Source organism: Azospirillum rugosum (genome assembly GCF_017876155.1).
In the GTDB taxonomy this organism is placed as follows: domain Bacteria; phylum Pseudomonadota; class Alphaproteobacteria; order Azospirillales; family Azospirillaceae; genus Azospirillum; species Azospirillum rugosum.
Genome location: NZ_JAGINP010000007.1, coordinates 208,800 through 232,895 on the forward strand (window position 1 = coordinate 208,800; position 24,096 = coordinate 232,895).

The window sequence follows — 24,096 nt, forward strand, 5'->3', positions numbered from 1 at the left end:
CCGCCCCGTCTTTGTTAGAGCGTGGTGACCTGGACTTGCGCGGCCAGCGACCGCACCGCGTCGGCACCGGGCAGGTTCGGACCGAAGCAGCCGAGCTTGGCCGTGGCGAAGGCCACCGACCGGCGGGCGACGCCCTCCGGCGGAAGGCCGTCGCGGAAGGCGGCGATCAGGCCCGCCACCATGGCGTCCCCGGCGCCGACGGTGCTGAGCGCGTTCACCGCCGGCAGGCGGGCGTGCAGCGCCGGCCCGTCCGACACGAACAGGGCGCCGTCGGCCCCCAGCGAGACCACCACCATGCCGACCCCGCGGCCATGCAGGTCGCGCGCCGCGGCCAGGAGGTCGGCGGTCGTCGGCAGGGGCGTGCCGGCCCAGGCCTCCAGCTCGTGCCGGTTCGGCTTGATGCAGAAGGGCAGGGGACCGGCCCCCGCCGCCAGCGCCGCCGCCAGAGGGGCGCCGCTGCTGTCCAGCACGACGCGGGCCCCCAGTGCGTGCAGGTCGGCGGTCAGCGCCGCGTAGCGGTCGTCGGCCAGCCCGTCCGGCAGGCTTCCGGCCAGCAGCACCAGCGAGTCCGGCACGACCAGACGCCGGAGCGTGTCGCGGACCTGAGCCAGCGCATCGGTGGTGGCGGTCAGGCCCGGCAGGTTGATGTCGGTCGTGTCGCCGCTGCCGAGGTCGGCGATCTTGATGTTGACGCGGGTCTCTCCGGGCAGCCGGACGAACAGGTCGGTGATGCCCTTGGCGGCGAACAGCGCCTCGAACGGTGCGGCGTTGTCGGTGCCGAGCAGACCGGTGGCGGTCACCGGCGCGCCCCAGTCAGCAAGGCAGGAGGCGACGTTGACGCCCTTGCCCCCGGCGTTCCGGCGAACCGCCGTGGCCCGGTGGACCGTGCCGGGGCGCAGCGCCTGGACCGTGATGGTCTGGTCGATGGCCGGGTTCAGCGTGACGGTGATGATAGGCGCGGTCATGCCTCGCCTCCTTCCAGCGTTCCTTCCAGGGCGCGCACCGCGTCGGCGGTCTCGCAGTCCAGCGCGCGAAGTGCTGCCTCGCGCAGGGCGGAAAGGTCGCTGGCGCGCAGCCGGTCCTTCACCGCCGGGATGTCGCGCGGGGTCATGGACAACTCCCGCACGCCCAGGCCGGCCAGCAGCGCCGCACCGAACGGGTCGCCGGCGATGCCGCCGCAGACGCCGACCCAGCGCCCGTGCCGCTCCGCCCCCTCCACCGTCAGGCGGATCAGGCGCAACACGGCCGGGTGCAGGCTGTCGGCCTCCGCCGCCAGTTCCGGGTGCTGGCGGTCGATGGCCAGGGCGTATTGCGTCAGGTCGTTGGTGCCGATGGAGAAGAAGTCCACGTGGCGGGCCAGCACGTCGGCCTGGATGGCGGCGGCCGGCACCTCCACCATGATGCCGAGCGGCACGGGCGGTGCGTCCAGCTCGGCGCGCACGCGGTCGCAGGCGGCGCGCAGGGCCTGCACCTCCGGCAGGGCGGTGATCATCGGGAACATGATGGACAGCGCGTGCCCGGAGGTCGCCCGCGCCTTGGCGGCGCGGTAGAGCGCGCGCAGCTGGATGTCCAGCAGGTCCGGCCGGCGCAGCAGCAGCCGGGCGCCGCGCACGCCGAGGAACGGGTTTTCCTCATGCGGCAAGTGCAGGTGCGGCACCTGCTTGTCGCCGCCGATATCCAGCGCGCGGACGATCAGGGGGCGGCCGTCCAGAGCCTCCAGCATGGCGCGGTAGGTCTCGAACTGCTCGTCCTCGCCGGGGGCGTCGGCGCGTTCCAGGAACAGGAACTCCGTGCGCATCAGGCCGACGCTCTCGGCACCCTGCGACAGGGCCATGGCGACTTGGTCGGGGCGGTTGACGTTGGCGCCGATCTCCACCTCGTGCCCGTCGCGGGTGCGGGCGGGAAGGCCGCGCCGGGCCTCCTCCTCCGCCTTGCGCGCCTGTTCGCGGTCGATCCAGGCTCGTGCCGAGGCGACGTCGGCGTCCGACGGCGTCAGGTGCAGGCGCCCGGCCTGGCCGTCCAGAACGGCGGGGGTGCCGTTCGCCAGCTCCAGCAGGGCGCCGCCGCCCGCCACCATGGCCGGCAGCCCGAGCGTGCGCGCCAGGATGGCGGTGTGGGAAGTCGGGCCGCCCTGCGCGGTGGCGAGGCCGATCACCCGGCCCATGTCCAGCGCCGCGGTGTCCGACGGCGACAGGTCGTCGGCGACGAGGATGCAGGGCGTGTCGGGAAGGTCGCGCATGGAGCCGATCCGCAACGCCGGGTCGATGCGCGCCAGCACGCGCTGGCCCACGTCGCGCAGGTCGGCGGCGCGACCGGCGAGCACGGGGTTGTCCAGCGCCGACAGGCTGGCCGCGGTCCGCTCCACCGCCTGATGCCACGACCAGGCCACCCCGTGCCCCTCCACCATCAGCTGGCAGGCCAGGGTGACGAGATCGGTGTCGTTCAGCAGCTCCGCCTGGGCGGTGAAGATCCCCGCCTCCGAGGGGCCGAGCCGGCGGGCGGTGTCGTCGGCCAGCGCCTTCAAATGCTGGCGGGTCAGGGTCAGCGCCTCGTGCAGCCGGTTGCCGCCCTCGATCAGGGAGACGGGCTGGTCCGGCACGGTCAGTTCGGCGGACTGAAGAACGTGGATCGGGCCGATGGCCAGGCCCGGGCTGGCGGGGATGCCGGCGACGGCGGGCAGGGCGCCCGGTGGCGTCCAGCCGCGCGCGGGCGCGCGGGCCTTCTGCGCCGCGGCGGCGGCGTCCGCCTTCTCCCGCGCGGTCAGGCGGGTGATGGCCGTCTTCATGCGGGCCAGCGCCGCCACGGCGTCCTCCCCCTCGGCCGAGACAACCACGGAATCGCCCGCGCGCAATCCCAGTTGCAGGATCGCCACGAGCGCCTTGGCGTCGGCCACTTGGTCACCGTGGCGGATCTGCAAGCGGGCGGCGGACTGGCGGGCGGCCTCCACCCAGGCGGTGGCGGGGCGGGCGTGCAGGCCGGCGGGGTAGTCGACCACCCACTCGAACCGCTCCGCCAAGTCGCTGCCGGGGGCGGACGGGGCCGCGCTCGGCTGGTCCTCGTTCAGCGCGGCGAGCAGGGCGGAGGGGTCGTCCACCGTGAACAGGCCGGTCAGGCGCGCCTCGTCCTGCATCAGGCGGGTCAGGCGCCGCAGCACCGCCAGGTGCGAATCCGATTGCGCGGCGATGGCGACCACGAGGTGGGCGGTCTGGCCCGGATTCCACTCCACGCCCTGCGGCACCTGCAGGATGGCGATGCCGTTGCGGCGGACGAGGTTGCGGTCCTCGACCATGCCGTGGGGGATGGCGACGCCGTGGCCGAGGAACGTGTTCGCCACCGCCTCGCGCCGCAGCATGCTGTCGGCGTAGGCCGGATCGATGCAACCCGCGGCGATGAGCAGCTGGGCAGCCTCCCCGATGGCGTCCGCCTTGCCGGCGGGGCGGGCGTTCAGCCGGACGAGGTCCGGGGGCAGCGTCGCGGTCAGCGTTTCGGGTGCCATGGCGGGTCCGTCTCCTCCAACTGACTTTTGTGGCTTGTTGCAGCGCTGTTATTGAAAACGATTACAGTGGCCTTGTCAACGTGTCGAACATCACATGCAGCTTGCGCATTCGGGTGAAATGGGCAAATCTGGAGCGTCTGCTGTGGAAACGATTACAAAGACGACCGCACAATGACCGTCAGCATCAAGGACGTGGCGCTCAAGGCCGGGGTTTCCGTCGCCACCGTGTCGCGGGTGCTGGGCAGCGGCCCGGTCAGCGACGCGCTCCGCGCGCGGGTGGAGGAGGCGGTTGCCGCCACCGGCTACCGCCCGAACCTGTCCGCCCGGCGGCTGCGGTCACAGCACAGCCAGACCATCGGCCTGATCGTGTCGGACATCCGCAACCCCTTCTTCACGGCGGTCAGCCGCGCGGTGGAGGACGCCGCCTTCCAGGCCGGCATGCGGGTGATCCTGTGCAACACCGACGAGAACCCGGACCGTGAGGCCATGTACCTGCGCCTGATGCAGGAGGAGCGGGTCACCGGCCTGATCTTCGCGCCGACGCGCACGACGCTTGGCCGGCTGGACCGCGCCGGGCTGGATTTCCCGGTGGTGCTGATCGACCGCAGCGGGCCGTCCGGCCTGTATGATTCGGTGGTGCTGGACAACCAGCAGGCCGCCGCCGCGCTGGTCGGCCATCTGCACGCCCAGGGCTACCGGCGGATCGCCGGCCTGTTCGGCAACACCAGCACCACCGCCGTGGAGCGGCACGGCGGCTATCACGCCGCGATGATCGAGCATGGGCTGACGCCCGACGCCCGCTTCGTCCCGCCCTACGCCGAGGCCGCGGAGGCGGAGGTGGCGGGCTGGCTTGCCGACGGATCGAGTGTTGTGCGGCCTGACGCGGTGATGGTCAGCAACAGCCTGCTGCTGATGGGCGTGGTGAAGGCTGCGCGGAAACACGGCCTGTCGATTCCCGGTGATCTGGCCCTGGCCGGCTTCGACAACGAAGCGTGGACGGAACTGGTGGGGCCGGGGCTGACGGTCATCGAGCAGCCCGTCCACGAGATCGGCTGCGCCGCCATGAACCTTCTGTTCGAACGGTTGGACGTTCCGGACCGCCCCACCCGCAAGGTGGTGCTGAGCGGGACCTGCGTCGTCCGGGGCTCGACGGCGCCGTGGGAGGCATCCCGGGTTTGAGGAACAAGGGCCCGGCCGCCAGCGGGAGGCCCGCGACCGGGCCGCGTCAGTGGCCGGAGTTTAAGCGGAGCCCTTCAGCAGCCGGGGCCGGCTCCACACCGCAAGATGGCCGGGCCGCAGGGCGCGGAACAGCGCGATGGCCGGCTTCTCCGCCACGCGGTGGAAGGCGAGCCCGACCGCGACCGGAACGACCACCAGCGCGGCGAACAGGGCCCAGTCCGGAACCATGCCGCCGACCGCGGTGCGGAAGGTGGCGTTCAGGATGAGCGACTGCACCACCGCGTGCACCAGATAGATGCCGTAGGAGGCCGCTCCCCCCAGCACCAGCCAGGACGGCACCCGAAGGCGGCCGGACCGTTCCAACTCCGCCATGCCCAGAATGATCAGCACCGAGCTGGCGCCGAACAGGAACCGCTGGGCGTCCCACCGAACCTGCATCGACAGCTCCAGCACCCAACTGGTGACCACGACCGCCAAGCCGAGCGCGAGCACCAAGCCAGCCCGCGGAACCGTCACGCGCCGCAGCAGCCACGCGCAGCCGATGCCGAGGATGAACAGGACGTTGTAGAGGCTGAGCAGGAAGCTACCCGGAAACGGCAGGTTCCAGACATACTGGTTGACCAGGATCAGGGAAATCCAGACCCCCATCATGATGGGAAGCAGCCGGCGGCTGAGGATGCAGAGCGCGAAGATGGCGTAGAACAGAACCTCGTGCGTCAGCGTCCAGGCCACGCCCAGCACCGGCTGGGACGTCTGCGGCACGAGGAAGGCCGACATGGCGATGTAGCTCCAGTCGCGCTTGTCCGCCGTGCCCATGCCGGTCAGCAGGTACATCGGGACAAGGACCGCCAGCACGATCCAGTAGGGAACGAAAATGCGCGAAATGCGCCGCCACAAATAGCCGCCCAGGCGCTCGGGACGACCGAGATCGTCCGCGTGGGCGTGCATGATGATGAAGCCGCTCAACACGAAGAAGAACTCGACCCCCATATGCCCGGGGAAGAAAAAGCTGTGCAGCGGCTGGTACCCGAGAAATCGCGCTTCCTGCGGAATGAGCGTCGCGTGATGCAAAACGACCAGGATCGCGGCCACGAAACGACCAAACTCCAATGACCTGATTTTCTGAGGCGTTTTGTTGATGTCCACAATCAAAGCCCTCGCGGTGTGTCGCGTCGAGCCTGGAACATACGCATACTTAGAAATTTTAATACGGGCGCATTATTGTAGGTTACGCGCATCGATGGGGGTAAGGCCGAAGGCCTGGCTCTCTTCCTTCTGAACGGAGGAATGAACAAGAATGCGTTTGTCCGTCAATCGCGCCCACGCATGGCAAGCGAACGCAATGCAGGGGCGGCTTCAATGACACGTCGAGCTGAAAAAACACGCTAGAAAGGCTTGGTCGATGGCTTGATGCCGATTGTTTTAGCTGCTTCTAAGAAGACAGCCGGGCAATTGCCTGTTTAAACTGTTCATACGACCAGTCTGGGAGGAAGCCGCCGCTTAGGCGCATCTGCTGATATTTGCCAAAAGCATCAATTGCTTCGATCAAGTCGAGATGGACACCCTGGATCAGAAGGCCGAGGGTGCCGATCACCCTCTTAGAGCCGATTTCCTTGGCAATCATCGTGCGTGCGGCCCGATCATCGCAACACACTGCCTGGTCCCCAATTTTTGCAAATGCCAGACATTCGGTCTCGCCCGCACCCAGCCCGTAGGTTTCGCGTAGCCGGAAGAAGAGGGACGCAGGCAGATCCTCATCATCAAGCATTACAATGCTACCAGCCCCAATCATCGTCTCCAACAAAGGGGCGATGCTCGCGCATTCTTCCTTAACCTGGGGGCCGATCTGCGCCTGCAAGCCCGGGATGGACAGAATCATCTCCAGCAGCGATCCATTCGCCAAATTAATCAACGAGCTGCTGTCGAAAATGCGGTTCAATGTGAAGTCGGAGCGTTAGCAGTGATCAGATCAGCAATCGAAAGGCCAATAATCTCAGCGGCGCGGCCAATAGATAGCTCCCCGGCACGGACCTTCTCAACGGCAGACTTCAAGAGCGGTCGCGGTACCGAAGGAAAGTCTATCTCCGGCCGAGGCGGAAGGCCAGCCTCTTCAGCCCGCTTTTCTGCGCTTCCATATTTCTTTTTTACGTAATCGTTAAGTGAAACAGCGCCTCCACGGGGAATTATCCCCAGATCTTCACAGCGTTTCGCTGCTGCCCAAAAGCTTACGCCATAAATTCTGGCCAAATAGTTAAGCTCAAGGTCACCAACTTCGTCAGAAGAAACTTTCGCAATGTCGCGAATTTTCTTCAGCGCGATTCCAATGCTTGGGCTTGGCATTAGGAGAGCTGAGGCAAAAGCGTCTGCATAGCGTTCTGCATCTGGTTGGCTTGGGTTTGCCCCCTCAACATCAATAAGCTCGTCAATGATCGCAAAGCTTTGAGCAGGATCATGATGCGCAACGAGATGGCCTATCTCGTGTGCCAAGGTGAACAGCATACGTCCACGGAAACGCGCTGAAACAAATATAAATGGAAGGCCATCAAAGTAAGCTGATGCGCCATCTAGATCCGAGTTCCGAATAACAAAAACCATAGCCCCCATGTGTTCCGCCGCAATTCTCGGCAAAGACAATAATGGGCTGAGTTGATCGCCGCCACAGAATATACTTCTGAATATAAAAGCATTTTCTTCCGCAGATGCGACGGAGTTATCGTGATGCTTAAACTCAGAAAACCATTGAGGTGCTCGAGAACTTTCTTTTTTCAATAGATCGAGAGAAGAAGCCATTTTCTTTGACATTCCGAGAATCGCGGTGCTCGGAACTTCGTCTCCGGTCACTGGTGCGCGTCGGAAGAGAAGGTTCACGTCTCGTTCAGTCTTGTTTGGTGGCGCGAAATCGTTAATAGAAAGACGAAGCGCAGCCGAGAGTTTGCGCAGTTCGCCCAAGCTGGGTTCAGCTCCAGAAGCAAGCGCGCTAAGGCGCTCGACCGAGATGCCGGTCGAGGCGCTAAGTTTTGGCACGTCAACGTTTGGTGCCTGTAGCAGTTCCTGTAGCTGATCCATTAATCATTCACTGTTTTAGAGACTCGAGCCAACCATGGAGTTCATTGACTTGGTGGGTGTCCATTTTCCGACCGCGCCCTATGATGTCAAAAACCCGGTTCCCTTGACGACCGAAAATTTGGCTGAGCACCGTAAGCGTCTGCGCTCGTCCTCTATCGATCTCGTCAGGCGTCTCTAGCACGATCGGCTGCCCGCCGACGATGTAGTTTTCGAGCCGCCGCTCAAAATTGGAGTGCGTATCCTCTGGATGCTGCGTGCCATCCGCATTCACAATCACATTACCCATCATCTGCCCGGTCGGCCCCCGATGGAGCCGGTTCTCAGGAAACCGATGGAACGCGGCGAGTTGATCAATCTTTTCGTTCACCCTGAAACCGCCGACAACGAACTGTCGTTCGCCGGGGATCCTACCACTGATGGCAAAAATCCAATCACCGATGCTTACAGCACGTCGAATGTTCGGTACGCATGCGCCGAGAGTTGGAGTTTTTACAAAAATGGGGTCGTTCATTGCCCAGCCTCGTCCCGGGTCGGCTCCAGCATATAAGGTATATATGTAACCGTTCACGATTGTGCTCCATCCCAGTAAATGGCTTTTCCAACAGCTGCTTGCAGCATGCCGTCATAGTGGAGGCTCGTTGCTACAAACGCGTCTCGCACACTGGACTCAACGGTTCTCCATCCATGTAGTGAAATAGCCTCATCCAGTATTGAGAATGCTCGCTCTGCATGTTCGCGATCCATTGGGCCATGAATGCGATAGGTTTCAGCCTGTTCATCTGTCATTCCATATCCATTGGTATATGCTTCGTAAATTTTTGGGGATAGCTGGCTGTAGTAAAATTCGACTGCTCCTGCTCCCAGCATGTGGCAGCCTGCTCCTCGAGCGCTGATGTCTTTGTATAGTGCAATTGCAGCTGAATTTCCGGGAGTTGCCTCGGCTTTTTCCAGGTATTCTGGCGTCGCGCCCCCCATTTTGACTAGTCGCTCAATAAGCTCCAAGTGGCTTGGTCCAGAATCGTCGTGCGTGCATTCTTCTAAGTAGGTTTGGAGAAGCATCTCAAAGATGCGGGGGCTAATCTTTTCAGCAATGTCCAACGCGCCCCGTCGCAGTGTCCTACTAGAGCTGGTTCGAATCCAATGTTGGACCTCAGCTTGTATCACCTGCTGATAAGACAGCTCTTTGCGTTGAATCGCAATCCAGAGCGGGTGCGCATGGAAAGGGAATAGGTCATACAAGCTAAGGAGCTTTTGGCGATAATTGATCATGACAGCCAATACCGATCCGACTCGTTAAAGCCTACCTTCTTCGTTGAAAGCCATCAACAACTATCGAGGGAACAGCCCTTGGTGCGTGAAGCGAGCAAGGCTGTATCCTAGCCATGGCAGAGTTCGGTATTGGATATGAGTGTGAGCAATGGCGCCGTCAAGCGGTTGTCGCAGCGGCTATGCCGTTCACTGTGGGATGTGCCCAGTGGCATTGGGCGTTGATCTCTCTTCGCTACATAGTGAGAGGTGCTACATGCACTCTTCGACGAGCGCGGCTGTTATCAGGGGAGAAGTGGAGATTCCGGGAAACCATGCTGAACAACTCGTCCGATCGTGCGGCCAGCGCCCGCGCCTTCACGCGGGCAGCTTGCGGGCCAAGGTCGCCGAGCGAGATTGCCAGTTCCGACCGGCCGAAATGAGGGATAAGGCTCTGAGGGATACGGCGCCGGAACAACAGCCGGTCGCCCTTGCGCTTGAGATAGGAAGACATAGCGCCTCGGTGGCGAATGTGGCCCTTCGTGTGGCCCCATTTGTGGGCCACACGGGTTTCGCCGACAGCAAAGCCCGGAAAACGCTAAGCGATTGAAATACTTAGGAGGAGGTTGGCTGGGGCGCCAGGATTCGAACCTGGGAATGGCGGTACCAAAAACCGCTGCCTTACCGCTTGGCGACGCCCCAACCGATCGGCGCCTGAGCGCCGGAAGGGGCCGCACCATAATCGGAAAGACGGCCCCTTTGCAACAGTCTCGTTGACCCTTTTTGCGGGATCTATCGACCTTCCCGCCGCCACGCCAGGAGGAGGGCGCCGAGCGCCAGGGCGAGCACCGCGCCGATCGGCAGCAGGGGCACGTCTGACACGCCGGTCACGACGAAGTCGCCGTTGGCGCGCAGGCCGATCCAGCCGTCTCCTGTCTGGGGGCGGTCCGGGCGGGTGCGGCGGATGTCGATGCCGGGGCGGGCGCCGCCCTCGGTGTCGGAAATCCAGTGGATGCCGCCGCCCGTGTCCTTGGCGACCGGAGCCAGCTTGTCGCCGGTGGAGCGGACGTCGGCCAGTTCCGGCGGGTTCACGGCGCCCACCACCGCCAGCGCCGTGCGGTCGCCATCGCTCACGCGGTAGATGCCGGGCTCGGCCGCGATCACCGTGGCGACGGCGCGGCCGGTCTTGTCGTCGGTCATCTCCAGCGTGCGGGTCTCGTCCGACGGGGTGGTCAGGGTAACGCTGCGCGGGTCGGGCTCCAGCGAGCGGCGCTCCACGGTGATCTTGTTGCCGTCCACGCGGGCGCGGAGGTCGTTCTCCTCCAGCTCCGGCTCCTTCATCAGCCAGTGGGCGAGGCGGCGCAGCAGTTCGGCCTGGGGGCCGCCGCCCTCGAAGCCGCGGCTCCACAGCCACATCTGGTCCGACGCAAGCTGCGCCACACGGCCCTTGCCGACGCGGTCCAGGATCAGCAGGGGCCGGTTGTCGGCGCCGTTCATGACGACGGAACCGTTGGTCGGCGTGACGTCGACCTGGTGGAACCAGCGGCCCCAAGTCGGGTCGCCGTTGGGGTTGTCGCCGGGAAGGCCGGATGTGACCGGATGACGGCGGCCGACCTCGGTCACCGTGGGCTTGAAGGGGCGGTCGATGGTCTGCCCGGTGGGCTCCGCCGGCATTACCTGGCCCAGCGGAGTGCGGAACAGCGACAGCGGCGTCGAATAGCCCTGGCCCGACGCCTCCAGCAGGGCGCCGCCCTTCTGCACGTACTCGGCGATGTTCTCCAGATACATCTGCGGCAGCACGCCGCGCCGACGGTAGCGGTCGAAGATGATCAGGTCGAACTCGTCGAGCTTGATCTCGAACAGCTCGCGGATCGGGAAGGCGATCAGCGACAGCTCGCGGATCGGCGTGCCGTCCTGCTTTTCCGGCGGGCGCAGGATGGTGAAGTGGACGAGGTCCACCGACGGGTCGGCCTTCAGCAGGTTGCGCCAGGTCCGCTCGCCGGCGTGCGGCTCCCCGGAGACGAGCAGGACGCGCAGCCGGTCGCGCACGCCGTTCACCACCACCGCCGTGCGGTTGTTGGCGAGCGTCAACTCCTGTTTCGCGGCTTCGACCTCCATCTCCAGCACGTTCTGGCCGCCGTGGGTGACGGGGAAGTCCATGTGGAAGTCGCGGCCCACCGGCACGCGGATGGTGCGCGGGGCGCCGCCGTCCTGGCGCAGCGTCACCGCCGCGTCCTGCGACTGCCGGCCCGGCATGTCGTCGATGCGGATGGTCAGCTCAACCGGCTTGCCGACGAGGCCGTAGGTCGGCGCCTGCACGATGGCGAGCCGCCGGTCGCCCTCGTCCCGGTTGCCGGTCAGCAGCGTGTGAATCGGGCCGATCTCGGCCAGCTTGGCAACGTTCTCCGGGATGTCGTGGACCTGCCCGTCGGTGATCAGCACGGCCCCGGCCATGCGCCGGCGCGGCACGTCCGCCATGGCGCGGTTCAGCGCGTCGAACAGGTGCGTCTCGTTGATCGCCGCGGCGCCGGACGCGCCGTCGCCGGCGCGCACCACGCGGACCTCCAGGTCGTCGAAGGCCTTCAGCCGCTCGGTCAGGTTCTGCAGCTCGCGCTCGGCGCGCGCCTTGCGGTCGCCGATGTTCTGGCTGGGCGAGGTGTCGAGCACCACCACCGCCACGTCCTTGATCGGCTCCCGGTTCTCGTGGACCAGCGACGGGTTGATGAGCGCCAGGGCCAGCACGAGCACCGCCAGCGCGCGCAGCCACGCGCCGCGGGCGCGCCGGAACACGGCCAGAAGCACCACGGCGACCGCCACCACGAACAGCGGCGCCAGCACCGCCCAGGGCAGCAGCGGGGCCAGCGCGATGGTGGTTCCGTCGAGAAGGTTCACTGGCCGAGCCTTTCAAGGATGGCGGGCACATGCACCTGGTCGGCCTTGTAGTTGCCGGTCAGGGCGTACATGACGAGATTGACGCCGAAGCGGAAGGCCATCTCCCGCTGCCGCTCGCCGCCGGGCACCACGGCGTACATGGGCTGGCCGTTGCGGTTCACCGCCCAGGCGGCGGCCCAGTCGTTGCCGCCGATCAGGATGGGCGACACGCCGTCGTTGGTGCGGCCCTCGCGCGCCTCGATCCACAGCTCCCCGCCGTTGTAGCGGCCGGGGAAATCGTTCAGCAGGTAGAAGGACTTGGTCAGCACATGGTCGGGCGGCACCGGCGTCAGCGGCGGGACGTCCAGCCCGGCCACGATCGTCTGGAGCGACGCGTTGCCGCCGAGCGCGCCGGCCGACTGGTCGCGCGTGTCGAACAGGATGGTGCCGCCGCTGCGCAGATACTCGTTGATCCGGGTGCGGGCCTGGTCGGACAGGCCGCGCTGGGCGGGTGACACCGGCCAGTAGAGCAGGGGGAAGAAGGCCAGCTCGTCCGTCTCCGGATCGACGCCCACGGCGCCTGCGGTCTCCACCGCAGTGCGCCGGTTCAGCACGTCCACCAGCCCTTCCAGCCCGGCGCGGGAGGTGTCGTCCACCGTGCCGTCGCCGGTGCGGACATAGGCGAGGTAGGTCTCCGCCGTCACCTTGGTCGCCTGCATGTCGTCGGCGGCATGCGCCGGCCCCAAGGGAACGAGAGTCGCGGGGACCGAGGCAAGGGCCAGCAGAAGGGCGGCCGCGGCGGCCCCGGCGCGGCGACGCGTCGTCCAGCGGCCGAGCAGGCCGCGCAGCGCCAGCGCGATCAGCAGGTCGACCATGGCCAGAGCCAGGGCGATTCCGAGCAGGCCCGGCTTCAACGGCACCTCGCCCCGCTCGCCATACCCGGCGCGGGCGATGCCGTTGGGGAGCGCACCCAGCGGTTCGATCTTCGTCAGGCCGGCGGTCAGGTTCAGCGCCCGGCGGGCATCGTCGGTGCCGTAGAAGCCCGGCGGGTGGCGCGGGCCGATCACGTCGGCCCCGGCGTCGCCGGCGATCGGGAAGGAGGTGGCGGGCGGCGGCACCAGCCGGCCGTAGCCGTCCAGCACCTCCAGCGGTTCCAGCGTGCCGCCGTGCGCCCCGCCGGCGACGCCGCCGCTGAGCGTGACGAGGCGGCGCAGCATGTTCACGAACAGGCCGGACATGGGCAGGTTGGACCAGTCGGGGCTGGCGGTGGTGTGGACGAGCACGATGTAGCCGTCTCCGCGCTTTTCCGACGTGACCAGCGGCGTGCCGTCCTGCAGCCGCGCCCAGGTGCGGTCGGCGAGGTCCAGCGCCGGCTCCGCCAGCACCTGGCGGGAGACGGTGACGTCCTCGGGGATGGTCAGGCCGACGAAGGGGCTCTTGCCGTCGAAGGGCTGGAGCTTCGCCGGTTCCGACCAGGACAGCGCGCCGCCCAGCGCGCGGTCGCCGGCGCGCAGGCGGGCGGGGACGAGGCCGTCCGGATTCTGCGCCAGCCGCGGGCCGGCGAAGCGCAGCAGGACGCCACCCTTCTTGACCCAGTCCTCGATGGCCTGCGCCTCGTGCCCGGTCAGCGCGCCAATGTCGGACAGCACGAGCACGGCGAGGTCGCGCTTCATCAGCTCGGTCGGCTCGCCCTTGCGCACCTCGTTGTAGGGGGCGAGCGCCCGTTCCAGATAGTGCAGGTCGGACAGCAGCGGCTGGTTCTCGCCCTCCGGCCGTCCGGAGGCCAACCCGACCGGGCGGCGGCGCCAGCGTTCATCCAGCAGGACGGTGGCGCCGGCGGTCGTGTCGTTCTCCACGCGCAGGCTCGCGGCGTCGTTGCGCAGCTCGGTCGGCACGTCCAACCGCACGTCGCGGGTCAACTGGCCGGGCTCGAAGGCGATGGACTGGCGGGTCAGCAGGCGCCCGTCGGCGCCGGACAGGCGCACGGTCACCGGCTCCGGCCGGCTGGCGTCGGCGCGGACCACGCGGGCCGTCAGGCCCGTGCCCTCCGGCGAGGGGGGCAGCAGCAGGTGCGGCGGCTTGCCGGCGCTGTCGTCCAGCACCTCGACCGAGCCCATGCGTTGCAAGGTTTCGGCCAGGGCGCGGGCGGACCTGTCGCCAATGCCGTCGCTCAGCCAGACCGTGTGCGCGGCCCCCTTGGCGGCCAGCCCGCGCACGACCTCCAGCGCCGCGGCGCGGTCGGTCGGCCAGGGCAGCGGCTCCAGCGCCTGGATGAGGCGGCGCGCCTCCGCTGCGGGCAGGGGCGGGGAGGCCTGGATCTTCTCGCCGCTGGCGGGCGCGGCGGTGGCCAGCACGATGACCTGGCGGTTCTGCCGGCTCGCCTGGCCGACCAGCTCCTCCATGGCGCGGCGGCGGTTCGGCCAGTCGCGGCCAGACGCCCAGCCGTTGTCCACCAGCAGAAGCAGCGGCCCGCCGCCGGGCAGGGCGGCGCGCGGGTTCAGCAGCGGCCCGGCCAGCGCCAGGATGACCAGCGCCGCCACGACGAGCCGCAGGATCAGCAGCCACAGCGGCGTGCGCGCGGGCGTCTCCTCCCGCGCCGTCAGGTCGCGCAGCAACCGGATGGCCGGGAAGCGCACCACCCGCGGGGCGGGCGGCGTCACCCGCAGGAGCCACCACAGGACCGGCAGTACGGCCAGTGCGGCAAGCACCCACGGGGCGGCGAAGGCGATCGGTCCCAAACCCAGCATCGGCGTCTACGGTGTTTGTGGAAGGTGATGGGGGAGAGGACTTGCGGCCCCCTCCCTAACCCTCCCCCGCTTCGCGGGAGAGGGGATTTCGGGCGGAGCGGCGGCAGTCCCCTCCACCTCGAAGAGGGGGAGGGTTAGGGAGGGGGCGCCATGCTCCCGCACCTACACCGCCTCCCGCGCCAAAGCACCCCACAGCCCAAGCAGGGCGGACTGCGGCGGGCGGTCGGTGCGGTGCACGGCGAAGGTCCAGCCGGCGGCGCGGGCGAGTGCGGCGAGGCCGTCCTGCTGGGTGCGCAGGCGCTCCAGATAGGTCTGGCGGATCGCCTCGACGCGCGGGACGAGCAACTCCTCCTCGCCCTCGAAGCCTTCGAACTCGACCCGGCCGTCGTAGGGCAGGGTTTCCTCGGCCGGGTCCAGGACCTGGAGCATGTGGCCACGCACGCCGCGCCCGGTCAGGGCGGACACGGTGGCGTGGATATCCGGCAGCGGCGACAGTAGGTCGCCGATCAGGACGACCTGGGCGTGGCGGGGCAGCGGCTCCGGCTTCGGCAGGCCGTCCGGGTCGTGAGCGGCGCGCGGGTCGGTCATCAGGCCGGCCATGCGGTTCAGCGCGAACTTGCCGTGGTCCGGCCGGACGCCGGAGTTCAGCAGGCCGATCCGCTCGCCGCCGCGCACCAGCAGGACGGCGGCGGCGAGGGTCAGCAGGTCCGCGCGCTCGCGCTTGGTCGGCAGTTCCTTGTCGGAGCGGTAGTCCATGGAGGGGGAGCGGTCGCGCCACAGCCAGACGGTCTGGGCGGCCTCCCACTCGTTCTCGCGGACGAAGACCGGCTGCGTCTTGCCGGACTGCCGCCAGTCGATCATCTGCGGGGAATCGCCGGGCTGGTAGCGGCGGAACTGCCAGAAGGTCTCGCCCAACCCGACGCGCCGCCGACCGTGCACGCCCTGGGCGACGGTGGCGGCCACGCGCTCCGCCGCGACCAGAAGCGGCGGCAGGGTCGCGGCCAGCCCCTCCGCCCGCTGCTGCGCGCGGAGCGTGTTGGCGCCGAGGGTGGGGGCGGCCATCAGCGAATCCTCATGAGAGCGGTGCGCACAGGCGGTTGATGACGTCGTCCAGCGTGATGCCGTCCGCCCGCGCGGCGAAGTTCAGCGCCATGCGGTGGCGCAGCACCGGCTTGGCCAGCGCGATGACGTCGTCCAGCGACGGCGACAGACGGCCGTCCAGCACCGCGCGGGCGCGGGCGGCCAGCATCAGCGCTTGGCTGGCGCGCGGGCCGGGGCCCCAGGCGACGTGGCGCTGCACCTCCGGCACATCGGTGGTTTCCGGACGGCCGCGGCGGACAAGGTCGAGGATGCCCTCCACCACGCCCTCGCCGACCGGAACGCGGCGGACCAGACGCTGGGCGGCCTGGAGGTCGGCGGGGCTGAGCACCGTCACGGCCTTCTCGTCGAGCGAACCGGTGGTGGCGATCATCATCCGCCGCTCCGCGTCGCGGTCCGGGTAGACCACGTCGATCTGCATCAGGAAGCGGTCGAGCTGGGCTTCCGGCAGCGGGTAGGTGCCCTCCTGCTCCAGCGGGTTCTGGGTGGCGAGCACGTGGAACGGCTCAGGCAGGGGGTGGTACTGGCCGGCGACCGACACGCGGTGCTCCTGCATCGCCTGGAGCAGGGCGGACTGCGTGCGCGGGCTGGCGCGGTTGATCTCGTCCGCCATCAGCAGCTGGCTGAACACCGGACCGGGAAGGAAGCGGAAGGAGCGGCGGCCGTGCTCGTTCTCCTCCAGCACCTCGGACCCCAGGATGTCGGCCGGCATCAGGTCGGGCGTGCACTGGATGCGCTTCTCGGCAAGACCGAGCACGGTGCCCAGCGTTTCCACAAGGCGGGTCTTGGCAAGGCCCGGCACGCCGATCAGCAGCACGTGGCCGCCGGCGAGCAAGGTGATCAGCGTCAGGTCGATGACGTCCTGCTGGCCGAAGATGATGCGGCCGATGCGGTCGCGCACATGCGCCAGCCGGCCGCCGAGCGCTTCGATCTCCGCCATCAACTGGTGCGGGTTCTCGGATACGGGAATCGGCGCATGGTTGGCGGCGTCGGTGGCGCTCACGTCTCTGCTCCCATTTTATTCCGGAGAACCGGACCTATGTGACGAGTATGGCGAAATTAGGTTGCGTGGCGAAATCCAGAGGCCGATCCCTTCGGCCTCCACCATGGACAGGCATTCGATGAAGGTCGGTAACGACAGCGCGATTGACAAGCGCGCGGATGAAGAGAAGAGCGGAAAGCTTCCCATCACCCCGAAGGATCAGCGCTTCGACATCCGCATCGCGCGGGACGGGACGTGGTTCCACGAGGGCGACCCGATCCGCCGGATCGAACTGGCGAAGCTGTTCGCCACGGTTCTGCGGCGGGATGACGCGGGAGACTTTTGGCTTGTCACACCTGTTGAGCGCGGGCGCATAGTTGTGGACGACGCGCCCTTCGTCGCGGTGGAAATGTCCACAAGCGGAGAAGGAGAACAGCAGGTCCTGTCGTTCCGTACAAATTTAGACGAATGGGTGGATGCGGGGCCGGATCATCCGATCAGGGTTGTCCATCATCCTGAAAGCGGGGAGCCCGCGCCCTACATTGCGATAAGAAACGGACTGGAAGCGCGGATTTCGCGTTCGGTCTACTACGAAATGGTGGACCATGCCGTCGTCAGCAGCCAGGATGATGGCGAGGCCGAGGTGGGAGTATGGAGCAATCAAGTCTTCTTCGCGCTGGGCAAGCTGCCTGGCGATTGACGCTGGACGATCTGCGCGGGCGTTTTCCGGGCAGTTCGGGGCCGGGCGGCCCGGCGCCAGGTAGCCCGGTGGAGGGACCGCGCCCGGCGAAGGTGCGCGGCGACCATGACCTGAATCCGGGCTACGGCCCCTTGCCCGACAGCAAGCTGCGGGAGGCGGCGGTGCTCGTGCCGTTGGTCGACCGCGCCGACGGCGTGACGCTCATCTTCACCCAGCGCACGGCGCACCTGACGGCCCACGCCGGCCAGATCAGCTTCCCCGGCGGCCGCATGGAGCCTTTCGACGCGACGCTGGAGGAAACCGCGCTGCGCGAGACGGAGGAGGAGATCGGGCTCGGCCGCGACCGGATCGAGATCATCGGACGGCTCGACACCTACGTGACGCGCACCGGCTTCCGCGTGACGCCGGTGGTCGGGCTGGTGCAGCCGCCCTTCCAGTTGACCCCCGACCCGACCGAGGTCGCGGAGGTGTTCGAGGTGCCGCTGGACTTCATCCTCGACCCGTCCAACCCGCAGCGCCACAGCCGGGAGTTCCAGGGAGCGCAACGGCACTTCTACGTGTTTCCCTATCAGCAGCGCTTCATCTGGGGGGCGACCGCGGGCATGCTGGTGAACCTGTGCGACGTCCTGCGCGACGACACGCTGGGGGAGGAGCCGCCGGCCGACGGGGTGAGCGGTGCATTGGCCGGCGATGACGCCGTGACCGGAGAGACCTGACAGGCGGTGATCGGTGCTGCGCATGTTCCTGACGGTCGTGGTGCCGCTGCTGCTGCCGACGGCTGGATACATCCTCTACATCATCGTGATCGAGCGCCGCCGCGCCCGAGCAGAGGAGACGCACACCCGCGCGCCCTGGTGGGTGACGGCCCCCTGGCCCTGGCTTCTCCTGGCCGGGGCCGGGCTGATGGGGCTGACGCTGGGTGTCATCGCCGTCACCAGCGGCGCGCCGCCGCACAGCGTCTACACGCCCGCCCATCTGGAGAACGGCCGGGTGGTGGAGGGCACGCAAGGCGAGCCGGCCGGGGGCGAGCCGGCCGGGGGCGAGCCGGTCGGGGGCGAGCCGGCCGGGAGCGCGCCCGCTGGAAAATAGCCGTGCGGCGGGCTAGCTTCCGGCCATGACCGTCGTCGCCCGCCTCGCCCCCCAGCCCTGGATGACCGCCCATGAGACGCGCGCCGTGTTCGCCGCGCTGGACGCCGGTGGTGCCGACGCGCGCTTCGTCGGCGGCTGCGTGCGCGACGCGTGGCTCGGCCGCAAGGTCAAGGACATCGACATCGCCACCCACGCCCCGCCGCAGCGGGTGATGGAGCTGCTGAAGGCCGCCGGCATCCTGGCCATTCCCACGGGCATCGAGCACGGCACCATCACCGCGGTGGTCGGCAAGGCGCATTACGAGATCACCACGCTGCGCCGCGACGTGGAGACCGACGGCCGGCACGCCCGCGTCGAGTTCACCGACGACTGGCGGGAGGACGCGGCCCGGCGCGACCTGACCATGAACGCGCTGAGCTGCACCTTGGAAGGCTGCATCCACGACCCGTTCGGCGGGCTGGCCGACATGGCCGCGGGGAGGGTGCGCTTCGTCGGCGACCCGCGCCAGCGCATCGAGGAGGACGTGCTGCGCCTGCTGCGCTTCTTCCGCTTCCACGCCCATTACGGCCGCGGCGCGCCCGACGCGGACGCGCTGGCCGCCTGCACGGAGATGGCGCCGCGCCTGCCGACCCTGTCCGGCGAGCGGGTGAGGGGCGAGCTGTCGCGCCTCCTGGCCGCGCCCGACCCCGGTTCGGCGTGGCGGCTGATGATCGAGCACGGAATCATGGCGCACCTGCTGCCGGAGGCGACGGAGACCGCGCGGCTGGACCGCCTCGTCCGGCTGGAGCATGACCTTGGCGAACCACTGGACGCCGTCCGCCGCTTCGCCGCCGTTCTGGCGATCGACCACGCGGGCGCTCTGCGGGTGTCGGAAGCGCTGCGCCTGTCCAACGCCGACCGCGACCGCCTCGCCGCCCTGGTCGAACCGCCCATGCCCGTCTCGCCGTCCGACGACCGGGTGAAGCACCGGCAAGCGCTCTACCGCGTGGGCGACGCGGAGCTTTACCGGGATCTGGTGCTGCTGGCGGCGGTGGACGCGCCCGGCCCGATGGCGCTGGGCGCCGTCAGGGACGCCCTCGCCACCGCCGACGACCTGCCGTCCCTGAAGCTCCCCATCGCCGGCCGTGACCTGCTGGAGATGGGCCTGCAGCGCGGCCCCGCCGTTGGCAAGCTGCTGAAGGAGGTGGAAGCCTGGTGGATCGCCGAGGACTTCCGGCCAGGACGGGAGGAGTGTTTGCGGGAGGCCACGCGTAGGTTGGGTGCAGCGTAAGCGAAACCCAACATCGCCCCATCACGGCCACTTCACCTCGGGCGGCATGCTCATCAGGATGGCTTCGGTGTTGCCGCCGGTCTTCAGGCCGAAGGTCGTTCCGCGGTCGTACAGAAGGTTGAATTCCACATAGCGCCCACGGCGGATCAGCTGGTGTTCGCGCTGCTCGGGCGTCCAGGGGTCGTTCATGCGGCGGCGGACCAGCGCCGGGTAGACCTCCAGGAAGGCCAGCCCGACGTCGCGGGTGAAGGCGAAGTCGGCCTCCCAGTCGCCCGAATCGAGGTTGTCGAAGAAAATGCCGCCGACTCCCCGCGCCTCGCCCCGGTGCGGCAGGAAGAAGTAGCGGTCGCACCATTCCTTGTAGCGCGCGTAGTAGGCCGGGTCGTGCCGGTCGCAGGCGTCGCGGAGTGCCGTGTGGAAGTCGGCGGTCTCCCGCTCGTCCGGGATCATCGGGGTCAGGTCGGCGCCGCCGCCGAACCAGCCGATGCTGGTGACGATGTGCCGCGTGTTCATGTGCGTGGCCGGCACCAGGGGGGAGCGCATATGGGCGACGAGGCTGATGCCGGAGGCCCAGAACCGGCCGTCGCCGGCGGCGCCGGGGATGTTGTTGCGGAACTCCGGGCTGAAGGTGCCGTGCACGGTGGAGACGTTGACGCCCACCTTCTCGAACACCCGCCCCTTCATCACCGACATGACGCCGCCGCCGCCCTCGCCGCCGCCCCCCTGTTCAGAATAAGGATCAGGTCGGGTCCAGGGCTTGCGCTCGAACCGGCCGGGGGGAAGGTCGGCGTGGGTGCCGGTCAGCTCGTCCTCGATCCGCTCGAACTCGGCGCAGATGCGGTCGCGCAACTCGGCGAACCACGCGGTGGCGCGGGTCCTCTGGTCCTCGGTGGGCACCGTGTGCGGAGCGGGGGCGGTCATCGGGCGCTGTCTCCAACCTTCATCGAACAAGTGTGGCGGTCTGTCGCAGGGCCTCACCCAACACCATGGCCGCGCTGAGCGCAACGTTCAGCGAGCGTGCGGGCGGCTTCAATGGTATGACGAGGCGGGCGTCCGCCGCCTCGTGCACCTCGTCCGGCACACCGGCGCTCTCGCGCCCGACCATGATCCGGTCGTCCGGGGCGAAGGCGAAGTCGGTGTAGGGCATGGCGCCGCGGGTGGTCAGCAGGACCAGCCGGCCGTTCTGCGTCCCGGATCGATAGGAAGACCAGGAGTTGTGCCGTGTCCAGTCGAGATGGTCGATGTAGTCCATGCCGGCGCGCCGCAGCTTGCGGTCGTCCAGGAGGAACCCGCAGGGCTCGATGAGATCGAGGGAGACGCCCAGCCCGGCCGCGAGTCGCATCAACGTACCCGTGTTCTGCGGGATGTCGGGTTCGAAGAGGACGAGACGCATGGCGAAGCCTTTTGAGGTTCAGAGGATTCTAATCTTGCGCCCGGGGGCGCGACAAGTTGTCCAACGACTAAGCCTTTTCAAGGCTATGCCGCGACTGTATACCGCACCCCATGCAACCGGGGCCACCCACCCCGGCAGACGTGGCGCGCCTACGCTCACCCAACGGGCGGACACGCCCGTTCAGTCGTGCTAATGATTGTTTGACGTCTCAACGGGCGCTTCGGCGCGCCGGGTATGCCTTGAGGAGAAACACGCTTATGGCTCAGACCACGCATCCGCCCGGGACGGGTGCCCACGCGGCCCCCGGCGGCGAGGGGACTTCCCGCCGTGACTTCCTCTACCTCGCCACCGGAGCCGTGGGTGCCGTCGGTGTCGCCGCCGCCGCGTGGCCGTTCATCGACAGCATGAACCCGGCCGCCGACACTCTGGCGCTCGCCTCGATCGACGTGGATTTGGCCCCGGTCGCCGAAGGTCAGGCGATCACCGTGACCTGGCGCGGCAAGCCGGTCTTCGTGCGCCACCGCACGGCCAAGGAGATCGACGAGGCCAAGAAGGTCAACCTGGGCGAGCTGCGTGACCCGGCCGCCGACGACGCCCGCGTGAAGAAGCCGGAATGGCTGATCGTCATCGGCATCTGCACGCACCTCGGCTGCGTGCCGCTGGGGCAGAAGCCGACCGACCCGCGCGGCGACTACGACGGCTGGTTCTGCCCCTGCCACGGCTCGCACTACGACACCGCTGGGCGCATCCGCAAGGGTCCGGCCCCGGCCAACCTCGTCGTTCCGCAGTACGCTTTCACGAGCGATACCGCGATCCGGCTCGGCTAAGCGGCCCTAAAGGTTCGGGAGACCCCAAGATGGCTCAGGCTCACGCCCCGCAGTTCAAGAACCCCGTCGTGAAGTGGATCGACAGCCGCCTGCCGATCTTCTCCATGCTGGATCATGAGTACAACCAGTACCCGATGCCCCGGAACGTCAACTACCTGTGGGCGTTCGGTGCGATTGCCGGCATCATGCTGGTGATCATGATCGCGACCGGCCTCGTGCTGGCCATGCAGTACGCCGCCAACACGAACATCGCCTTCGACTCGGTCGAGCGCATCATGCGCGACGTCAACTACGGCTGGCTGTTGCGCTACGTCCACGCCAACGGCGCGTCGATGTTCTTCATCGCCGTCTACATCCACATGTTCCGCGGCCTCTACTACGGCTCCTACAAGGCCCCGCGCGAAATCCTGTGGATCCTCGGCGTCCTCATCATGCTGGCGATGATGGCCACGGCCTTCATGGGCTACGTGCTGCCGTGGGGCCAGATGAGCTTCTGGGGCGCCACCGTCATCACGAACCTCTTCTCGGCCTTCCCGATCGTCGGCGACCCGATCGTCACCTGGCTGTGGGGCGGCTTCTCGGTCGACAACCCGACGCTGAACCGCTTCTTCGCGCTGCACTTCCTGCTGCCGTTCGTGCTGTTCGCGCTGGTCATCCTGCACACCGCCGCGCTGCACGTCTCCGGCTCCAACAACCCGCTGGGCATCGACCCGAAGGGCCCGCAGGACACCGTGCCGTTCAACCCGTACGTCACGATCAAGGACGGCTTCGCGGTCGTCGTGTTCCTGATCTTCTACGCGGCCTTCGTGTTCTTCGCGCCGAACTACCTCGGCCACCCGGACAACTACATCCCGGCCAACCCGCTGGTCACCCCGGCGCACATCGTGCCGGAATGGTACTTCCTGCCCTTCTATGCGATCCTGCGCGCGATCCCGGACAAGCTGGGCGGCGTGCTGGCCATGTTCGGCGCCATCGCGGTGCTGGCGGTCCTGCCGTGGCTCGACACCTCCAAGGTCCGCAGCTGCAAGTTCCGTCCGATCTACCGCCAGTTCTTCTGGATCCTGGCCATCGACGCCCTGGTGCTCGGCTACGCCGGCGCCATGCCGGCCGAAGGTGTCTGGCTGATGATTGCCCGCATCGGCACCGCCTACTACTTCTTCCACTTCCTGATCCTGCTGCCGCTGCTGGGCAAGCTGGAGCGTCCGCTGCCGCTGCCGGCCAGCATCTGCGAACCCGTTCTGAAGGGCGGCGGCCGCGTTGCCGCCGGCGCCCACGCCAAGCCGATGGAGAAGGCCTAATGCGCGCTCTGAAGTCTGCCATTCTCTCCGCGGCTCTCGCCCTGGGCCTGGCCGGCACCGCGCAGGCGTCGGAAGGGGTGCACATCCCCGAGCAGAGCTGGCCGCACAGCGGCGTCTTCGGCACCATCGACAAGGCGTCGGCGCAGCGCGGCTTCCAGGTCTACAAGGAAGTCTGCTCGGCCTGCCACTCCATGCGCCTGGTCCCGATCCGTACGCTGGGCGGCATCGGCTTCAAGGACGACGAGCTGAAGGCGCTGGCCGCCGGCTATGAGGTCCAGGCCGGCCCGAACGACGCGGGCGAGATGTTCATGCGTCCGGGCACCCCGGCCGACCGCTTCCCGTCGCCGTTCCCCAACGACAACGCCGCGCGTGCCGCCAACAACGGCGCCCTGCCGCCGGACCTGTCGCTGATCGCCAAGGCCCGCAAGGGCGGCGAGGACTACCTCTACGCCTTCCTCACGGGCTTCGAGGACACCCCGCCGGAAGGCGTGACCCTGATGCCGGGCATGAACTACAACAAGGTCTTCCCGGGCCATCAGGTGGGCATGCCCAACATCCTGCAGCCGGACGGCGTCTCCTACGCCGACGGCACCAAGGCCACGGTCGACCAGCAAGCGCGGGACGTCTCCACCTTCCTGACCTTCGCCGCGGAGCCGCACCTGGACGCGCGCAAGCAGATGGGCGTGAAGGTGATCCTGTTCCTGATCGTTCTGGCCGGCCTGATGTACGCCACCAAGCGCAAGCTCTGGAGCACGGTGCACTGAGCCCTCGCGGGTTTCGGTTGAGCATTTAGAGCTGGACAGGGCGCCCCCGGGCGCCCTGTTCTTTTTCGGGG

Annotated in this window: 22 protein-coding genes and 1 tRNA gene; 8 read left to right on the forward strand and 15 right to left on the reverse strand. The window is 67.7% G+C overall.

The genetic code is table 11. The features are described 5' to 3' along the window. Positions 1-14: 14 nt before the first annotated feature. A complete protein-coding gene (pfkB, locus tag J2851_RS12095) occupies positions 15-965 on the reverse strand; it encodes a 1-phosphofructokinase (RefSeq protein ID WP_209766523.1) in 951 nt (316 codons plus the stop codon). Beyond that, positions 962-3,496, reverse strand: coding sequence for a phosphoenolpyruvate--protein phosphotransferase (gene ptsP, locus J2851_RS12100; protein ID WP_209766524.1), 2,535 nt, complete (start codon positions 3,494-3,496; stop codon positions 962-964). Before ptsP ends, pfkB begins: the two co-directional genes overlap by 4 nt. A gap of 171 nt (positions 3,497-3,667) precedes the next feature. Between ptsP and J2851_RS12105 the strand changes: the two genes are divergently transcribed. Continuing rightward, positions 3,668-4,675, forward strand: a complete 1,008-nt coding sequence (locus tag J2851_RS12105) for a LacI family DNA-binding transcriptional regulator (protein WP_209766525.1) — start codon at positions 3,668-3,670, stop codon at positions 4,673-4,675. Positions 4,676-4,735: 60 nt separating this feature from the next. Here the strand turns inward: J2851_RS12105 and J2851_RS12110 are convergent, their stop codons facing one another. The 11 genes from J2851_RS12110 to J2851_RS12155 all read right to left on the reverse strand — a co-directional run bounded on the left by J2851_RS12110 (position 4,736) and on the right by J2851_RS12155 (position 16,705). Continuing rightward, positions 4,736-5,821, reverse strand: coding sequence for an acyltransferase family protein (locus J2851_RS12110; RefSeq protein ID WP_307419463.1), 1,086 nt, complete (start codon positions 5,819-5,821; stop codon positions 4,736-4,738). A 286-nt stretch (positions 5,822-6,107) separates the two neighbouring features. Next, positions 6,108-6,614 carry a PIN domain-containing protein gene (locus J2851_RS12115; RefSeq protein ID WP_209766527.1) on the reverse strand — a complete coding sequence of 169 codons (507 nt, stop codon included), beginning with the start codon at positions 6,612-6,614 and terminating at the stop codon, positions 6,108-6,110. Beyond that, entirely contained in the window at positions 6,611-7,741 is a 1,131-nt protein-coding gene (locus J2851_RS12120; protein ID WP_209766528.1) for an ImmA/IrrE family metallo-endopeptidase, read from the reverse strand. The genes J2851_RS12115 and J2851_RS12120 overlap by 4 nt, the downstream gene beginning before the upstream one ends. A 7-nt stretch (positions 7,742-7,748) precedes the next feature. Further along, complete coding sequence (locus J2851_RS12125; protein ID WP_209766529.1) at positions 7,749-8,252, reverse strand: Nmad2 family putative nucleotide modification protein; 504 nt, start codon at positions 8,250-8,252, stop codon at positions 7,749-7,751. Between the two features lie 53 nt (positions 8,253-8,305). Further along, the gene (locus J2851_RS12130) at positions 8,306-9,010 is read right to left on the reverse strand and encodes an iron-containing redox enzyme family protein (RefSeq protein ID WP_209766530.1); all 705 of its coding nucleotides are present in this window, start codon (positions 9,008-9,010) and stop codon (positions 8,306-8,308) included. Between the two features lie 232 nt (positions 9,011-9,242). Then, positions 9,243-9,500 carry a DUF6538 domain-containing protein gene (locus J2851_RS36695; protein WP_370881312.1) on the reverse strand — a complete coding sequence of 86 codons (258 nt, stop codon included), beginning with the start codon at positions 9,498-9,500 and terminating at the stop codon, positions 9,243-9,245. Between the two features lie 113 nt (positions 9,501-9,613). Next, positions 9,614-9,688 (reverse strand) — tRNA-Gln (locus tag J2851_RS12135). Between the two features lie 90 nt (positions 9,689-9,778). Beyond that, positions 9,779-11,878, reverse strand: a complete 2,100-nt coding sequence (locus J2851_RS12140) for a glutamine amidotransferase (RefSeq protein ID WP_209766531.1) — start codon at positions 11,876-11,878, stop codon at positions 9,779-9,781. Then, positions 11,875-14,604, reverse strand: a complete 2,730-nt coding sequence (locus J2851_RS12145) for a DUF4159 domain-containing protein (protein WP_209766532.1) — start codon at positions 14,602-14,604, stop codon at positions 11,875-11,877. The genes J2851_RS12140 and J2851_RS12145 overlap by 4 nt, the downstream gene beginning before the upstream one ends. Before the next feature lie 162 nt (positions 14,605-14,766). Then, the gene (locus J2851_RS12150) at positions 14,767-15,666 is read right to left on the reverse strand and encodes a DUF58 domain-containing protein (RefSeq protein ID WP_209766533.1); all 900 of its coding nucleotides are present in this window, start codon (positions 15,664-15,666) and stop codon (positions 14,767-14,769) included. 10 nt (positions 15,667-15,676) lie between these two features. Further along, positions 15,677-16,705 (reverse strand): AAA family ATPase, encoded by a 1,029-nt coding sequence (locus tag J2851_RS12155; protein ID WP_209766534.1) that lies wholly within the window; start codon positions 16,703-16,705, stop codon positions 15,677-15,679. A 118-nt stretch (positions 16,706-16,823) separates the two neighbouring features. On the opposite strand from J2851_RS12155, the gene J2851_RS12160 reads away from it, so the two are divergent. The 4 genes from J2851_RS12160 to J2851_RS12175 are packed head-to-tail and all read left to right on the forward strand — an operon-like array spanning position 16,824 to position 19,743. Continuing rightward, positions 16,824-17,384: a DUF1285 domain-containing protein gene (locus J2851_RS12160; RefSeq protein ID WP_209766535.1), complete on the forward strand. Its 561-nt coding sequence runs from the start codon at positions 16,824-16,826 to the stop codon at positions 17,382-17,384. Then, the gene (locus J2851_RS12165) at positions 17,336-18,100 is read left to right on the forward strand and encodes a CoA pyrophosphatase (RefSeq protein ID WP_209766536.1); all 765 of its coding nucleotides are present in this window, start codon (positions 17,336-17,338) and stop codon (positions 18,098-18,100) included. Before J2851_RS12160 ends, J2851_RS12165 begins: the two co-directional genes overlap by 49 nt. Before the next feature lie 22 nt (positions 18,101-18,122). Further along, positions 18,123-18,473 (forward strand): DUF6111 family protein, encoded by a 351-nt coding sequence (locus tag J2851_RS12170; RefSeq protein WP_246500607.1) that lies wholly within the window; start codon positions 18,123-18,125, stop codon positions 18,471-18,473. A 25-nt stretch (positions 18,474-18,498) separates the two neighbouring features. Further along, on the forward strand, positions 18,499-19,743 hold the full coding sequence (locus J2851_RS12175) for a CCA tRNA nucleotidyltransferase (RefSeq protein WP_209766538.1): 1,245 nt from the start codon (positions 18,499-18,501) through the stop codon (positions 19,741-19,743). 21 nt (positions 19,744-19,764) lie between these two features. Here J2851_RS12175 and hemF read toward each other — a convergent pair whose 3' ends face one another. Continuing rightward, the gene (gene hemF / locus J2851_RS12180; RefSeq protein WP_209766539.1) at positions 19,765-20,664 is read right to left on the reverse strand and encodes an oxygen-dependent coproporphyrinogen oxidase; all 900 of its coding nucleotides are present in this window, start codon (positions 20,662-20,664) and stop codon (positions 19,765-19,767) included. Positions 20,665-20,683: 19 nt separating this feature from the next. Then, entirely contained in the window at positions 20,684-21,136 is a 453-nt protein-coding gene (locus J2851_RS12185) for a tRNA (cytidine(34)-2'-O)-methyltransferase (RefSeq protein ID WP_209766540.1), read from the reverse strand. A 257-nt stretch (positions 21,137-21,393) separates the two neighbouring features. Between J2851_RS12185 and petA the strand changes: the two genes are divergently transcribed. From petA to J2851_RS12200, 3 genes are read left to right on the forward strand one after another with little or no spacing between them, the layout of a single operon-like run. Further along, positions 21,394-21,963, forward strand: a complete 570-nt coding sequence (gene petA / locus J2851_RS12190) for a ubiquinol-cytochrome c reductase iron-sulfur subunit (RefSeq protein ID WP_209766541.1) — start codon at positions 21,394-21,396, stop codon at positions 21,961-21,963. 29 nt (positions 21,964-21,992) lie between these two features. Continuing rightward, the gene (locus tag J2851_RS12195) at positions 21,993-23,261 is read left to right on the forward strand and encodes a cytochrome b (RefSeq protein WP_209766542.1); all 1,269 of its coding nucleotides are present in this window, start codon (positions 21,993-21,995) and stop codon (positions 23,259-23,261) included. Continuing rightward, on the forward strand, positions 23,261-24,025 hold the full coding sequence (locus tag J2851_RS12200; protein WP_209766543.1) for a cytochrome c1: 765 nt from the start codon (positions 23,261-23,263) through the stop codon (positions 24,023-24,025). Before J2851_RS12195 ends, J2851_RS12200 begins: the two co-directional genes overlap by 1 nt. Positions 24,026-24,096: the final 71 nt, after the last annotated feature.

Excerpts from the sequence above, each read along its gene's own strand:
- pfkB (WP_209766523.1), bottom strand. The coding sequence starts at position 965 with ATGACCGCGCCTATCATCACCGTCACGCTGAACCCGGCCATCGACCAG.
- ptsP (WP_209766524.1), bottom strand. The coding sequence starts at position 3,496 with ATGGCACCCGAAACGCTGACCGCGACGCTGCCCCCGGACCTCGTCCGG.
- J2851_RS12105 (WP_209766525.1), top strand. The coding sequence starts at position 3,668 with ATGACCGTCAGCATCAAGGACGTGGCGCTCAAGGCCGGGGTTTCCGTC.
- J2851_RS12120 (WP_209766528.1), bottom strand. The coding sequence starts at position 7,741 with ATGGATCAGCTACAGGAACTGCTACAGGCACCAAACGTTGACGTGCCA.
- J2851_RS12125 (WP_209766529.1), bottom strand. The coding sequence starts at position 8,252 with ATGAACGACCCCATTTTTGTAAAAACTCCAACTCTCGGCGCATGCGTA.
- J2851_RS12130 (WP_209766530.1), bottom strand. The coding sequence starts at position 9,010 with ATGATCAATTATCGCCAAAAGCTCCTTAGCTTGTATGACCTATTCCCT.
- J2851_RS36695 (WP_370881312.1), bottom strand. The coding sequence starts at position 9,500 with ATGTCTTCCTATCTCAAGCGCAAGGGCGACCGGCTGTTGTTCCGGCGC.
- J2851_RS12145 (WP_209766532.1), bottom strand. The coding sequence starts at position 14,604 with ATGCTGGGTTTGGGACCGATCGCCTTCGCCGCCCCGTGGGTGCTTGCC.
- J2851_RS12150 (WP_209766533.1), bottom strand. The coding sequence starts at position 15,666 with ATGGCCGCCCCCACCCTCGGCGCCAACACGCTCCGCGCGCAGCAGCGG.
- J2851_RS12160 (WP_209766535.1), top strand. The coding sequence starts at position 16,824 with ATGAAGGTCGGTAACGACAGCGCGATTGACAAGCGCGCGGATGAAGAG.
- J2851_RS12165 (WP_209766536.1), top strand. The coding sequence starts at position 17,336 with ATGGAGCAATCAAGTCTTCTTCGCGCTGGGCAAGCTGCCTGGCGATTG.
- J2851_RS12170 (WP_246500607.1), top strand. The coding sequence starts at position 18,123 with ATGTTCCTGACGGTCGTGGTGCCGCTGCTGCTGCCGACGGCTGGATAC.
- J2851_RS12175 (WP_209766538.1), top strand. The coding sequence starts at position 18,499 with ATGACCGTCGTCGCCCGCCTCGCCCCCCAGCCCTGGATGACCGCCCAT.
- hemF (WP_209766539.1), bottom strand. The coding sequence starts at position 20,664 with ATGACCGCCCCCGCTCCGCACACGGTGCCCACCGAGGACCAGAGGACC.
- J2851_RS12185 (WP_209766540.1), bottom strand. The coding sequence starts at position 21,136 with ATGCGTCTCGTCCTCTTCGAACCCGACATCCCGCAGAACACGGGTACG.
- petA (WP_209766541.1), top strand. The coding sequence starts at position 21,394 with ATGGCTCAGACCACGCATCCGCCCGGGACGGGTGCCCACGCGGCCCCC.
- J2851_RS12195 (WP_209766542.1), top strand. The coding sequence starts at position 21,993 with ATGGCTCAGGCTCACGCCCCGCAGTTCAAGAACCCCGTCGTGAAGTGG.
- J2851_RS12200 (WP_209766543.1), top strand. The coding sequence starts at position 23,261 with ATGCGCGCTCTGAAGTCTGCCATTCTCTCCGCGGCTCTCGCCCTGGGC.